14 protein-coding genes are annotated in these 13,559 nt (G+C 66.2%); 5 read left to right on the top strand and 9 right to left on the bottom strand.

All coding sequences use genetic code 11. The features are described 5' to 3' along the window. Nucleotides 1-766: 766 nt before the first annotated feature. The 5 genes from LPA35_RS07900 (at nt 767) to LPA35_RS07880 (ending at nt 6,181) form a co-directional block, all read left to right on the top strand. The gene (locus tag LPA35_RS07900) at nt 767-1,918 is read left to right on the top strand and encodes a hypothetical protein (RefSeq protein WP_218301772.1); all 1,152 of its coding nucleotides are present in this window, start codon (nt 767-769) and stop codon (nt 1,916-1,918) included. Further along, on the top strand, nt 1,899-3,203 hold the full coding sequence (locus LPA35_RS07895) for a sensor histidine kinase (RefSeq protein WP_218301771.1): 1,305 nt from the start codon (nt 1,899-1,901) through the stop codon (nt 3,201-3,203). The genes LPA35_RS07900 and LPA35_RS07895 overlap by 20 nt, the downstream gene beginning before the upstream one ends. 97 nt (nt 3,204-3,300) lie before the next feature. Further along, nucleotides 3,301-3,966: a response regulator transcription factor gene (locus LPA35_RS07890; protein ID WP_218301770.1), complete on the top strand. Its 666-nt coding sequence runs from the start codon at nt 3,301-3,303 to the stop codon at nt 3,964-3,966. Between the two features lie 540 nt (nt 3,967-4,506). Further along, entirely contained in the window at nt 4,507-5,235 is a 729-nt protein-coding gene (locus LPA35_RS07885) for a hypothetical protein (RefSeq protein ID WP_218301769.1), read from the top strand. Between the two features lie 244 nt (nt 5,236-5,479). Continuing rightward, nucleotides 5,480-6,181, top strand: a complete 702-nt coding sequence (locus tag LPA35_RS07880; RefSeq protein WP_228896325.1) for a DUF6683 family protein — start codon at nt 5,480-5,482, stop codon at nt 6,179-6,181. Nucleotides 6,182-6,293: 112 nt separating this feature from the next. Here LPA35_RS07880 and LPA35_RS07875 read toward each other — a convergent pair whose 3' ends face one another. From LPA35_RS07875 to LPA35_RS07835, 9 genes are all read right to left on the bottom strand, one after another. Further along, nucleotides 6,294-6,980 (bottom strand): GNAT family N-acetyltransferase, encoded by a 687-nt coding sequence (locus tag LPA35_RS07875; RefSeq protein ID WP_228896324.1) that lies wholly within the window; start codon nt 6,978-6,980, stop codon nt 6,294-6,296. Next, on the bottom strand, nt 6,970-8,373 hold the full coding sequence (locus LPA35_RS07870; RefSeq protein WP_228896323.1) for a hypothetical protein: 1,404 nt from the start codon (nt 8,371-8,373) through the stop codon (nt 6,970-6,972). Before LPA35_RS07870 ends, LPA35_RS07875 begins: the two co-directional genes overlap by 11 nt. Before the next feature lie 63 nt (nt 8,374-8,436). Next, nucleotides 8,437-9,138: a hypothetical protein gene (locus LPA35_RS07865; RefSeq protein ID WP_228896322.1), complete on the bottom strand. Its 702-nt coding sequence runs from the start codon at nt 9,136-9,138 to the stop codon at nt 8,437-8,439. 404 nt (nt 9,139-9,542) lie between these two features. Further along, on the bottom strand, nt 9,543-10,343 hold the full coding sequence (gene sctT, locus LPA35_RS07860) for a type III secretion system export apparatus subunit SctT (RefSeq protein WP_228896321.1): 801 nt from the start codon (nt 10,341-10,343) through the stop codon (nt 9,543-9,545). A 12-nt stretch (nt 10,344-10,355) separates the two neighbouring features. After that, nucleotides 10,356-10,628 carry a type III secretion system export apparatus subunit SctS gene (gene sctS / locus LPA35_RS07855; protein WP_142143659.1) on the bottom strand — a complete coding sequence of 91 codons (273 nt, stop codon included), beginning with the start codon at nt 10,626-10,628 and terminating at the stop codon, nt 10,356-10,358. Between the two features lie 50 nt (nt 10,629-10,678). Continuing rightward, entirely contained in the window at nt 10,679-11,332 is a 654-nt protein-coding gene (gene sctR / locus LPA35_RS07850) for a type III secretion system export apparatus subunit SctR (protein ID WP_218301763.1), read from the bottom strand. Next, on the bottom strand, nt 11,323-12,189 hold the full coding sequence (locus LPA35_RS07845; protein WP_228896320.1) for a hypothetical protein: 867 nt from the start codon (nt 12,187-12,189) through the stop codon (nt 11,323-11,325). The genes sctR and LPA35_RS07845 overlap by 10 nt, the downstream gene beginning before the upstream one ends. Nucleotides 12,190-12,463: 274 nt before the next feature. Continuing rightward, nucleotides 12,464-13,063 carry a hypothetical protein gene (locus LPA35_RS07840; protein ID WP_228896318.1) on the bottom strand — a complete coding sequence of 200 codons (600 nt, stop codon included), beginning with the start codon at nt 13,061-13,063 and terminating at the stop codon, nt 12,464-12,466. A 10-nt stretch (nt 13,064-13,073) separates the two neighbouring features. Continuing rightward, a complete protein-coding gene (locus LPA35_RS07835; protein WP_228896316.1) occupies nt 13,074-13,556 on the bottom strand; it encodes a hypothetical protein in 483 nt (160 codons plus the stop codon). Between the last annotated feature and the right edge of the window lie 3 nt (nt 13,557-13,559).

The raw sequence follows: 13,559 nt of genomic DNA, 5'->3' as shown, positions 1-13,559 counted from the left end.
TACCGGCAGTGTTGGCCCTGGTGGCGGGGGACTGCAGCCTGTGGGCGGGCTGAGCACTAACGTCGGCGGTAGCGGCGGTGGGAGCCCGGGAAACTGGGCAACCCACAGCGGTGCAGGACAGTTGCAGGGCGGCGGCCAGGCGTACTCGGCCGCGGGTACGCCACAGGGTGGTGGAGCATCTCAGCCCACAGCCAGTGGCACGAGTGTGCCGCCTGGCGGCTATGGTTTTGGAGGAGGGAGTTCTCAGCAGGGCAGTGCGCAGGGGGGCCAGCCCCCTGTTGGAGCGCCGCCGGGGGCGCTGGCACCGGCCACCACGCTGGCTGGCACGGCTGTGACGATTTCAGGCGCTGGCACCAGCTGGGGTGCTGGTTCTGCGGTACACAACGGCAGCGCCATGGGAGGCCAAAACTACGGCGCTGCGCCATGGCAGGGTACTGCGACCGGCGGCGGGCAGCGCATAGAAGGGATGAGTACGGGCGGGGGTTTACCGCGCCCGCTAGGCACCAGCCCGGCAGCAACGCAAGTGGGCATTGCCAACCCAAGGGCTGATGCGGCTGCGCAGTCTTTGGCACAAGGCAATGGGTTCGCTGCTGCCAAAAGCACGCCTGCCAGCGCAGGGCAAACGCCTGCGGCGGTGCAGGCCGCGCAGGCAGCACAGAGCGCACAGGCTGCAACTGTGGGAGCGGCACCGCAGACGGAAGGCCGCAAACAGACGCCCCCCCAGCCACGCACAGAGACCCGAGATGGTGCGGCGCCGTCTGGGAGCATGGCGGGGCGCGCTGGTGCGCAGCCCGCAGTGGCGCAGGCGCAAGCTGCCCTGGCCCAGGCATTGGGGCGCACTCTGGCAGGACAAATGACGGCGGGGGCAGCTGCGGTGGCGCTGGCGCAGGCACAGTGGGCGCTGCGGGCTGCGCGCTTGGGCGAGAGCCCTGCGGGGGGCATTGCGGGAATGGCGCGGCCGGGCGCAGGAGCCGCCGCAACAGGGGCTACGGCGCGCGGGCCTGAATTCGCCCCGCGCGGTGTGCGGCCCGATGGGCTGGCGCTGGGGCCACGCGGCCGCGCTGAGGGGCCGCTGGCAGCTGCCACAGGCGCAGACGCCAAAGGTTCGGTAGCAACGGGGGCCGCAGGCGTGCGTGAGGAGCGGGGGCCTGGCAAGCCACTGCTCGCGGGCGAACCGACGGAGATGCCGCACGCCCTGGCAATGGCTTTGGCGCTGGCACCGAAGGTTCGGCAGCGGGTGTCGCAGGACCGGGTGGAGCGGGTGGAACGCGACATGCCACGCAATGCTGCGCCGGAGCTGGAGGACGAAGATTTCTGGGATGCCTGGAGCGATGCCGATGAGGACGCGCAGGAGGAGCCCGGTGAGGCGCCAGGGCTGGAGGATATGAGTCGAGAAGCCGCTGCACAGCACTACCGAGCGCTGCGGGTGTGGCTGGAGGCCAATGCGCAGCAGGCATTGTTGCGGGAGCTGGAGGCGGGTCGCTGTGTGTTGGTGCTGGCGCCGCCCGATGTGTCGCACATGCGCCTGTGGGGGCATGTACTGCGCCCGGATGCGGTGCGTGCGGGGTGGGCAGCCGGCACAGCAGGACAAGCTTGGCCGCTGGTGGCACGCTGGACGGCCACGATGCCTGCCGATACGCAGTGGCGGGTGTGGCGCTTGCGCCAGGACGTGGATGCCGCAGGCCGGTGGCGGCTGGGAGCTTCTCGGCCAGATCGCCACACGCCGCAGCTGGTGGTGCATAGCGCGGCTGACGAGCCTGCGGCGGCGGGCCCGGGAGCGCCCGAGCGCATTGTGCTGCAGGAGCCGCGCCGCCTGCGCCGCTTGCTGGGCACGCAGTGGACACTGATGGCACTGCGGTTGCCTGTACCGCTGGATGGCGCGGGCCTGGGTGCGCTGCATGCCGTGCATGCAGGGTGATGGCTTGAACAGCGTGGGCTTGGCGCAGGGGCTGCCTGCCGACTGGCAGGCCTGTGCGCTGACTGCTCTGGGCGATGCGATGGCGGTGCTGGATGTGTCTGGCACAGGTCGGGTGCTTTGGCGCAATGCAGCGCTGTGCGCGGCAGTGGCCCCTCCCACGGAGAGGGTAGAGCAGGACACCTGGCCGCCCGTGGGTGCCCCCCTGGCACTGCTGTGCGAGCGGCTGGAAGGGTTGACGGCCGGGATGTGCGCGGTAGCCCAATGGCCGGGCTGTGATCACGGATGGGCAGGCACGGTGGAGTTGTGTGGCGAGCAAGTGGATGGGCACGACGAGGCACACGATGGCCGCATGCATGCCGCGCCTAGGGGCGCACGCACGCGCCCTGCCCGGCTGGCCCCGGTGGCACCGCAGCAGGGGCTGTGGGTGCTGTGGCTTGGGCCTGATGGAGGGGCGCTGAACCCTACGCGACGCCACCTGGAAGACCGTGAGCGACTGCTTTTTACGTCGCACAGCTTGGCGGTGGGCGAGATGGCGACCACGTTGGCACATGAGCTCAACCAGCCGCTGGGGGCGGTGGGCAATGTGCTGCGGGGCCTGAAAGCGCGGCTGGCGTCGGCTGGTGAAAGTTTGCAGCCGCAGATGTTGCCGCCGCTGGTGCAGGGGGTGCAGTTGGCGTTGGAGCAGGTGCAGTACGCGGCACGGGTGATTGGCCGGGTGCGGGACTACACGCGCAATCACCAACCGCAACGGGAGCCTCTGGATACGCTGACCTTGTTACGCAGTAGCTTGGCGCTGCTGGATTGGGACCTGGAGCGCCACGGGGTGCAGTGGTGCGTGCAGGAGGACGGCATTGAGCAGGCGCTGCAGCAGCGCGGCTGGGCGGTGGTGGCCGATGGTGTGATGGTGCAGCAGGTGCTGGTGAATTTGCTGCGCAATGCAATCGATGCCATGGCGCAGTCGCCTGCGCACGAGCGGCGTCTGGAGGTCGTGTGCCGGATCGATGAGGTGGACCAGATGCTGGAGATGGCGATCCGGGATTCAGGGTGTGGCATGGAGGATGAGACGGCGGCGCAATTGTTCATGCCGTTTTTTTCGACGAAACCCACGGGAATGGGTGTGGGGCTGAACATCTGCCGCAGCCTGATTGAACTGCACCAGGGCCGCCTGTGGTTCACGCCCAATACGGACCGGGGTTGCACGTTCTTCGTCGCGCTGCCGCTGGTTGCAGCGCCTGCGCCTGCCGCCCAGGCCGAGCCGCAGGGGCTACCCGGCGATCAGGCCTGAGCCTGGCGGCGACTGCGGCGCAAAGACAGGCGCAAGATCTGCCTACCCAACGGGGCGCCCCTGAGAGTTTTGAATGCTATGAGGGAGAGATGGACACATGACAGTCACGCACGCTGGACCGACGACACGAACGCTGTACCTGCTGGACGACAACGCAGATTTCCGCACCACGGCCCGCTGGTGGCTGGAGGGTGCGGGCTACCGGGTTCTGGATTTCGCGGATGCCAACGCCGCCATTGCCACCCTGGAGCACCAGATGCAAGCGGGCACGCTGGCCGACAGCTGCTTGTTGCTGGATGTGCGGATGCCCGGGATGTCAGGGTTGCAGGTGCATGACGTGCTGATTGCGCGGGGTATTGCAGGGCCAAGTGCGCAGTGGCCACTGCCGGTGGTGTACATGACCGGGCACGGCGACGTGCCGCTGGCGGTGCAGGCCATGGAAAAGGGCGCCATCACGTTCCTGGAAAAACCGTTTGAAGACAGTGCGCTGGAGCAGGCGCTGGCCAAGGCGTTTGAGGCACCGGCCGCGCCGCATCGGCCACCAGCGTGCGCAGAGTTCCAGCGCAGGCTGGCCACGCTGACGGATCGGGAGTCCGAGGTGATGCGCGGGGTGGTGGACGGCAAGATGAGCAAAGAAATCGCCCGGGACCTGAACATCAGCGCCAAGACGGTGGAACTGCACCGCGGCCGGGTGCTTGGCAAGATGCAGGCCGACTCTGCGGTGCACCTGACCCGCATGACCATGGCACAGAGGGTGCTGTAAGCACCTTTGCGCGATCTGTTCACGGCGTGCTGTGCACAACGCGCACGGACGGGCTGGGCAGCGCGTTGCAAAGGTCTTCAGTTGCAACGAGTCGCACGCAGGCGAAGCGCGCGACAAGGGCTTCGACAGGTATCTGGCATTGGGAGCTGAGCTACTCCGGGGCAGGATGACAGAGTGTTGGGCAACGGCTGATATCCAAAGCAAATATGCCGCCAGCGCTTTTCTACAAAGCGCAATTAGCTACTATTTTTATAGCAAAAATAGATACTGAAATTGTGATCCGCGCATGCTTTGCGGGCGGGCGGATCCTGGGCCAGAGAGGTGCGCGGGTAGGTGTCCTCCCTAGCTAGGGGCATTCCTAGCTGGGAATCGCACATATAGCGCGGCAGACCCAAAGCCGGTTCAATCACGGCTGTCCCGACGGAGCCAGTGCCACAAAGCCGCAGCCCGATGGGGTCCTTGCCAGGGCGACCTGTGCAGGCAAAGGAGTCGTTCCAACCAATCACGGCCCGAAGATGGGCCAGTTTCAAGGAGTTTGTTATGGGTGCAGCAGTTGGCGTCGTGGGTTCCGCATTGATCGGCGGCGGCGGAATGGGCATGGGCGGCCTGCTCGGTGGCATCGGTTCGCAGTTTCTGAGTGGCATGGTCAGCGGCCTGCTGGGTGGCAATGACATGAGCAAGACGCTGGAAGGCTTCTCGCCAGTCAACATCCTGAATGCAACGACCAACTTGGTCAGCACCATCATGGGCGGCGGCGCACAACAAGCGGCGCAAACACTGCAACGCGAAGATGGCATGCCGAAGTTCCTGCAAGACGCGATCAGCCAGGCGATCGACGAGGTGATGCAGGAATACTGCAAGCCCACCGATGGTGCTGGTGAGGCAATTTCCGACGTGGCATCTTGCGACATCCAAAAGTCGGTTGACGACATTGCGCAGCAGATCGTCGACAGCGTGCGCAACCAGATGGCCGAGAGCACGGGCGAAGGCGGCAGGGGCTGTGGCAAAGCCGGTGCCAAGAGCTGGCTGCAGGCCATTGCCCAGGCCATGGGCGAGGCCATGGGCGACAAGGCCGCCAAGATGGTGGAGCTGTCGGGCAAGCTCAAGGAGGCCGCTGGTGGTGACGGCGAGGATGCTGCCAAGGAAATGCAGGCTGTCAACGCAGAGTTCCAGGCTGTAAGCCAGGAGTTCAAGCTGCTGACCGATGCGTTCAATACCGCGCTGAAGTCGCTGGGCGAAGGCATGAGCAGCATGGCTCGCAAGCAATAAGCCCTGTCCGCCCGACGGGCGGATATCGCGATTTGCAACAAACGAAACGGACCGTTCCTCGGTCCGTTTTTTTCTTCCTCGACCGATACGATGTGGCCGCCTTGTGCGCCTGGTGGGCACCGCTGGAAGTCCAAGGCCGTTCTGCATGCACAGGTATCACCTGGGATGTTTGGACTTTTCTTTGTGCCCCGGACAGGGCTGGCTGGGTTGCGGAACTGTCCGCGTTTTTGACTGAACACTGATCATGAAATCCCTGAAAGATCTTTGCGCTGCTGTAGCGATCACCTTCGCAACCATGACTCCTGCCAGTGCCTGGTGGATGAGTTCGGACACGGGCATGAGCCTGTCCGTGGGCGCTGGCAGCTACTTGCTGAACAACGAAATCCAACGCGCTGCGCGCGCCAGCCGCAAGGGGGTGGCGGGCGGCGTATCCACAGCGCAGTTGGCGCGCACCGGCTTTCAGCGCAATGGCAGAACGGCAGCACTGGATATGTTGGTGGGCTACTACCCGCCGGCGCAGCGTCCACAAATGCGCCAGGGGTTTCTGGAACTGCACCAGCAGTACCCGCAGGTGGCGCGACAGCTGGGTGTGCCGACCAACGATGTGGCCACGGGGCTGGCATCTTTTCTCGCGGGAGCCTATATGGCCTACAACAACCAGAATGTGAGCAACAGCCATGTGAAGCCGCTGGCCAATCAGTTGCGCAGAGCGCTTGCGGCAGAGCGAGATTTCGCCCAGGTGACCGACGCGGAGAAGCAGCGCATGTATGACGCCACGGTGATGCTGGGCATGCTGATGGCAACGACGCAGGTGCAGTTGCAGCGGCAGCCTGATCCGATGCTGGAGGCGCAGATGCGGCAGCTTGGCAAGGAGATGATCGAGGGCTTCTTGAAGGTGGACGCCAGCCGCCTGCGCATCACGTCATCGGGCATGCGCATCGTTTGAGATAGGTGCATCGTTCATCATTTGGGGCGAGCCTCTAGGGGCCAACACGCCCCGTGCCATCCCTCTTCCCATCCCCCTCACCTCCCCTCACCTCCCCTCACCCGCTGCAGGTTTATGTCGGAGAAACGCTGAGCACCGCACGCTGGCGCTGGCGGCGGGACTGGGTGTGCCACGCCTGCCACTGGGCCTGGTCCAGGCGGTAGCGCCGGGCCTGCGTGCCATTGTAAGTAGCCATACCTTGGCAGCCGAAGCCCAGCACTTGCAGACAGTGCGCGGCAGAGCGGTTGGTGGGTGCGCAGTGGCCCAGCACATGCGTTTGCCGCAAGGCGCCAAAGGCGTACTGCAGCAGCCACTCCCCGCCATCCAGTGCGAGCGTACCGCCCCAGGCCTGTGCCGCCAGTCGCGCGCCGATCTCCAGGATTTGCGGATCCTCCTCCAAATGCACCAGGCTGAACCAGCCACAAAAAACCCATCGGGGTTGCACAAGCTTGGCTAGCAGCACAGCGTCGATATCGCCTTCGGCGTGCGCACGCAGTGCGTCGGCAATGGTGTCCGAGTCAGGCGGCTGGGCCCGCTCTGCACACCAGATGCCAGTGCCAGGGTATTGCAGATAGAACTGTTGCATGTGCGCGATGAAGCGGTGTGCGACACGGGGCTCATCCAGCGGTGCATCGTCGGCCAGGTGCGCGCGTACGCGAGGGTCGCGGTGCATGGTGACCAGGGCCTGGGCGTCGCGGCTATGGAACTGGCGAATGCGCAAGCGTGGACCTTGATAGAGGATGACGGGTTCAGGGGACATAGGGTGTGCCGATGACGGGCGCTGTGCCGCAGTGGGTGGGTGCGGAGGCTGCCAGGAGGAGTGGCGATAGCCCACCGCAATGGGCTTGCAACACGCGCTGATAAGCCGCCCAAAAGGCGGTTTGCGGACCGCTCTGTTGCCAGACAGGCTCCGCAAGGAACTTGCTCGCCTCTGCACTCTGGGCAGGCCCGAGGGCGGCATATGCGGTGCCTGCCAGCCAGAGGTCTCCTTGGTGAGCGGCTTGCGGTGCGCGTCCGATGGTCTGGGTATGGGGAGAGAGCTGCACTGGCGCAGTTGCGCCTGCGGGAGGGCCGCCTGGGGTATTGCCGGTGACCATGGCCCAAGCCCCCAGGTAGTGCCCCAGAGCCATGGCATGGGGATATGCCCCGCGCCGATCGCAGTAATGCAGGTACTCCGCAGGGGGGTGCATGCCGTCGTGACCCTGGCATAGCTGGTGGTGAATGAGCCGGATTTCGTGGGTGCGCTGCTGGGCACAGAGGGTGTGCAGGTAGCAAGCCAGCGCCTGGCCGTCAGGGTGCTGCTGGGCCAGGACATTGACAATGGCACAGGTCTGGCTGGTAAGCAGCCGCGTAAGGGCAGGGGCGAGCACCGGCAGGGCCGCCCCTTGGGCAGCGACAGGTATGGCCAGGGCCCACAGGGTGGCTTTGGCGGGTGCATCGCTGGCGGTGGCGCAGGCCTCCAGCGCCTGCCGCAGGGCTCCGGGATCGGCCCGCGTGCGCACCGGGGTGCGGGGTGGTGACAGGGTGGTGAGTATGGCCCTGACCATTGCCACGGCCTGTGCCGGAGCCAGGGGGAGCGGCAGCATGGCTTGCAAGGCAGTGTCGAGGGCATGGGTACGGCCGTGCAGACTACTCAGCAAACGGCCGATCAAAGGAGCGCGCAGTCCGTCTGGCTGGGGGTGGCTGGGCAGGACGGGCCCCACGGCGGTACCGTGGCCAACCAGAGCGATCAGCAGGCCGAGCCTGTCGCGATCGCTGGCGCTGCGCGCCAGGTGTTCACCCCAGCGCGCCAGATCTTGCTCCTGAACGGCAACCCGGGTGAAGCCTGCCAGGTGCGCTGCATCGAGGCGCGTTGCGAGGTGCTGCAACAGTGTGTCTGTGTCGGCGTAGTCGAGCTGGTGGTACCAGGGTCGGACCCGGCGACTGGGGGACTGCGCCAAGCTGTGTACCCAGGCCCGCAGGTCGGCGTGCTCCAGCCGCAGCAGAGCATCCAGCAAGTGGGCAGGCGACTGGGAGGCTGCGGGGTCTTCATCGGGCCATAGCCCGTCACCGCCGAAGCCCTGGCCGCCGCCCGAGTACCCCCCCAAGGCTACAACGCGGCCACCAGGAGCAATGGCCCGAATGGGGGCCAGCGCGGCCCATGGCTCAGACATGCCAGATGGTGAAGGTGGGATAGCAGGGTGCAACGGGCCGCACGGGAGCGGCGTATCGGTGCCTCAACGCCAGGAGGCCGGAGGAATCCAGCCCTGCGCCAGCGCGCCAACCGTTGCAGCCGGCGCGGATTGTTCACCGTGGCGGGACGCAGCCATGAAGGCTTCTACCGCCTGGGTGGCCGCACGGTAGGGTTCGGGGTCCGCCTGAGACCAGCTCAGGGCCATGGCTTGCAGTGCGTGGCGGCTGCTGCGGGTCCAAGCCCCGTCGAGGGGGTCGTCGGCCACGCTGTAGAGCTTGGCGCAATAGAGGCGCCGGGCCGCTTCACTGTGCGATACCAAGCCCACCAGTGCGCGTGCGGCCTGGTCAAAAGCCACGGCCCCGAGGGTGCCGCGCCCGTCGGGCTGCGCGAACCAGGCGCACAGGTACTCAATTGGGCCCATGGTGCGGGTGGCGCGCACGGACGCGTCCCACTGCGCCCCCCATGCGGCGTGCCGCCCCGAGGGCAAGCGGCCGCTTTGCAGAGCAAGCACCAGGGTATCGGCGACCGCAGCCTGGGCCTGGGGGTTGCCATGCTCGCCAATGCGGCAAAGCACCTGCAGGAAGGCGGGGTACAGCGCATCGCCGAGCGAGAGGCACAGGCGCTCCATCCAGCGCACGCGGTCTTCACGTGAGGGCAGATGGGCGCAGCCTTCGATGAGGACCTCTGCTGCACCGGCCCAGTCGGGCTGATCGCGCAGGGTCAGATCGGGGATGGGTTGGGCCATGGGTGCTGTCGCAAAGGAGCGGCGCGCGGGGGGCGGAGATCAACCCCGGGTAAAGAGGCAGTCAATGAACCGGGATTGCAGCTGGGACGGGGTGTCGCCGCTGAAGGGGGGGACGGACAAGGTGCGGGCGACGGCGTCGCTGCCGGTATAGCCAAACAGGCGCGCGGTGTCGCCGTTGTCCAAGGTTGGCCGGAGCGCGTCAGTCCGGGGCGCTAGGCCAGCGAGGCCTGTCAGCGACGAGAGAGAGGACGAGGTCACCATGTGTGGACGCGGATGAAAGATGGGATGTCTCCATCGTAAAAACTTGCGCCCGCTTGCGCTATTGGGAAGCCTCCTAGTGGAGGGGGTGCATTTGCAACAAAACGCTTCAAACCCCAAGCCCGAGGCCGGCGCTCGCTGGGTGTTCAGGTGGGCAGCACGGTCTGCATCTTGTGCAGCAGTGTCGGGAAAAGGGCAGCCAGGTAGTTCAGCAGTGTCTTGGCCAAGGTGGTGAGCATGACCAACCACAGCAGGATGGCAGCCACGCTTTTGAGGGAGCTGGACAACGAGTACAAATTGAGCTGGGGCGCGAAACGATTCATGAGGCCCAGCGCCAGGTCAATGGCGTACATGACTACCAGGGTGGGCGCAGCGAGCAGGAAGCTCAGGCCCGCAAACTGCGCGAAGGCACTCTCAAACAAGGTGACACCGGCTGGGCGCGGAGCAAGGCCAGGCTGGGCCAGGGGCCACAGCACAAAACTTTCCATGAGGACGCCGATCCAGAGCATGAGGCCACCCGAGGCCATAAACAGGTACACAGCCAAGCGACCCAGGAAGGCCCCTGAAAGCGAGGTCTGACGCCCGGAGAGAGGGTCTGTGACCTGCGCCTGCGACAGTCCGATCGCGCCGTCAATGATCTCGCCGGCGGCATCGAACGCCCAGAGTAGAGCGGCCAGCAGCATGCCCAGAGCCAGGCCGATGAAGGCTTCTTTGGAGAACAACCCGATCCATTGGGAAACGCTCCAGCCGGTGACGTTGACCGCAGGCTGCAGGGCCAGTGTGATGACTCCGAACGCAAGAAAAATGGCGCCTCGCACGAGCTGGGGCACGGTTTCCTGGGCCAGCAGGGGCAACAGCACGAAGGCGGTAGCAAAGCGCACGCTGGCAAGCGCGGCCAGAAGCGCCAGTTCGCTGACGTTATTCACCGCGGCAAAGGTATCTCCCATGGGTGGGTGGCCTCAGCGTTTGACGAGGGCGGGGAAGTCGGTCATGACCCGGTCGGTGTAGCGGTACAGCGTGCCGCCCAGCAGCGATGCGGTGATGAAGATGGTGAGCACGATGGCGAAGAACTTGAGCGCGTACTGGAGGGTCTGCTCCTGAATCTGGGTGGCAGCCTGCACCAGGGCAACCAGTAGCCCGACCAGCGCGGCCACGATGACCGGTGGCGCGGACAGGAGCAACACCAGCCACAGGGCTTGGTACAGCAGTTGGATGGTCTGGCTTTCAAACATGGCGTACAAAGGGCATGGTCAGAGTGGGAAGGCGATGCACGGCGGCGAGGTCAGTGGCCGTAGGAAAGCACCAGGCCGTGGGTGAGCTTGACCCACCCATCGACGAGCACGAAAAGCAGCAGCTTGAACGGCAGCGAGATGGTGGTGGGCGAGAGCATCATCATGCCCATGGCAGTGAGGATGTTGGCGATGACCAGGTCGATGATGAGAAAGGGCAGGAAGATAAGGAACCCGATCTGGAACGCTGCAGACAGCTCGCTGACGGTGAAGGCGGGCACAACCACCACAAAGTCGCGTTCGCTGATCTGGGAAGCACGTTCGGGACTGAGGGTTTTCTGGGCGGTCTTGAGGAAGAAAGCGCGCTCGTGGGCGGATGAGTGGCGAACCAGAAAGTCGCGCAGGGGCTCTTTAGCCGCATCGGCCACCGCCAGCATGCCAGAGGTGCTGCCGATGTTGGAGACGCTGCGGGCACGTTCGGCCATGTCCAACCCCACGGGCAGCATGACGTAGATGGTGAGTACCAGGGCCATGCCGTTGAGCACCACGTTGGGTGGCACCTGCTGCAGGCCCAGGGCGTTGCGCAGCAGGCTGAGCACCACAATGATCTTGGTGAAGGAAGTGACCATGACGCCCACAAACGGCGCCAGGGAGACAACGATCACGGTGACCAGTGCCGAGGAAGGGGTAAATTGATTCAGGTCCATGGTGTCTGCGAATGGGCTGCGCCGCACGCGCGCCCGGTGGATGGTTCAGCGGAAAACAAGGGGGCTTCAGGCCCAACGGCTGGTGTGGCACCGAGGGCGCCGCGGATTCGAATGGCGTAGCCACCGGCCAGAGGAACCAGATCACCGTGGGCGCGCAACGCACCACCCTGCTGCAAGTGCAGCTCCCCCGGCAGCATGGGTGGTAGCCGAAGGCGAACCGGTGCTGTCGATGCGAGAGGTGCGGCCGGCACCGATAGCATCGCTGGGCGAGCCTGCCAGCACAGCCATTGCTCCAGCCCCATGGCAGGTATGCCGTGCCAGACGATCTCGGCATCGGCATCCGTGTTGGCATGGGTGTCTGTGGCGAGCGGCTCGGTGGCCGTGGGCTGCGGCGCGTGCAGGTCCAGCCCCAGGGGCTCGGCCATGGGCGGGGCACCAGTGCGAACAGCAGGGCTGCGTACCAGCACACCCGCGCGCACCGGAAGGTGGCCGCCGATGGGCCGCACGGTGACGGGCCACTCGCCCCCCAGAGAGGGCGTGAGCCAGACCAGGGAGCCTTCAGCGAGGTCTGCGACTGCGGCGGCAGGCGCTGTATCCAGGCACAGTTCCGTGCGCACGCTGGGCCAGGCGACATGCGGGGATTGCAGCCAGTCGGCCGGCGGACCCGACAATGCCGCCCAAGGCAGGCGCAGGCGCGTGCCCACAGGGGCCAGTGCAGCGGTCTGCACCACGGCTTCGCACGTGCCGGATTCCAGGGCGACTGCTGGCGCAGCTTCACCGGGCTGCAACAGCCAGGGGTGGCGCAGCCATTGCTCGACAGCACTGATGAGCGGTTCTGCCTTCGCCAGCTGCAGCATCAGGCGCGGTCCGGTCCACTCCTTTACGGTGTCCCCAGAGGTGCGCGCAGGCTGGGTGGCATCCCGACCAGTGTTGCCTGAGGAGGCTGTTGGTGCATCCGGGTTTGGGGCTGGGGGCTGAGATTCACACAGGCAAGAGTCTGGCTCTGGCAGCAGCGGCAGCCAGAGCTCGGCCCGGTGTGCGCCCACCGGGCCACAAAAAACGAGCCACGCCGGCGCGGGCACTGGTGGGGCGTGCGGGGGAGGTGCCGCCACTGCGGCTGGGCTGGCGGTATCAGGCCACGGTGTCATCGTCAAATCCGAGGTCGTCCATGCGACCGTGGCTGTGTTCGCGCAGGCGGTCGCGCAGTCGCTCCAGGTGCGGGGTCAGTTGCTGGCGGGTGGTGGCATCGGTGCCCATGCGCAGCTGCCACTGGCCGTTGCCGCTTTGGGCAAGGCGCAGGGCCAGGGTGGCGGCCTCGGCACCGCCCAGCGGCACTTGCAGGCGCAACGGAGTACCCACCCCGGGCGCGGCCGCATGTGGGGCCATGGGCAGAGAATCTGGCAGGAGGCCGGTGGGTGGGGCGGGTGCGGTGAGGGCTGCACTGCCCCCCATAAGGGCACTGCCCTCCCCTGCCGACCCGGTGTGCCCGGTCAGTGGCGGCAGCTGCCCCCAAAGGCCTGGGGGCGGAGCCTCGGTGTGAGGGAGGTCGTTGGGTTCGGGGTCGTCCTGGTCCTTGAGCCGGCTGTCGCTGCGTTCGCCGGCCCGCCGGATGGCAGCATCAAAGTCCCGCCGCGCCTGCGGGGGCACCCAGCCGCTGGCCTGTGAGGCCCGGGCGGTAGTGTCGGAGGTATGGGTTTTTCGTTCAGGGGTCGATGGACGGAGGTCACTCACAGGGCATTCCTCAGGAGGCTGACCGCAGCGGGGGGTCTTCCCGCTCCAGCGTGGTTTCACGTTCGCGCCGCAGGCTTTGGCGGGCGTCATCGCGTAGCGTGGTGCTAGCCTGGTGCTGGACCACGGCCTGGAGCCACGCGGTGCGGGCTGAGGCGGCACGGGTGCGCGCGTTGATCAGCTCTTCTTCCTCATCGATCAATGCGTATTCAGCGCGTTCGAGCTGGTCGTCCAGCGCCTCCTGTGCGGCACTGGCGTAGCCGGCCACCACCCCCATGCGGGCGGCGTAGGGGCCAATCAGGCTGTGCTGCAACTCCAGCCTGCGGGCCTGCAGCTGGCGAATCTGGGCTTCGCGGTCGCGCACCACTTGCTGGGCAGCTTGCAACTCGCGCTCGGCCTGCTGGCTGGCTTGCAAGGCTTTGCGCTCGCGCAACGCACGCAGTCGCTGCAGCTGACTGGCAGCAGCCAGTTGCTGGGCCATGGCGGAGGCGGTCATGGG

Source organism: Acidovorax sp. Leaf73, from assembly GCF_916855635.1.
Taxonomy (GTDB): Bacteria; Pseudomonadota; Gammaproteobacteria; order Burkholderiales; family Burkholderiaceae_C; genus Acidovorax; species Acidovorax facilis.
This window is presented reverse-complemented; position numbering and strand designations above follow the sequence as displayed.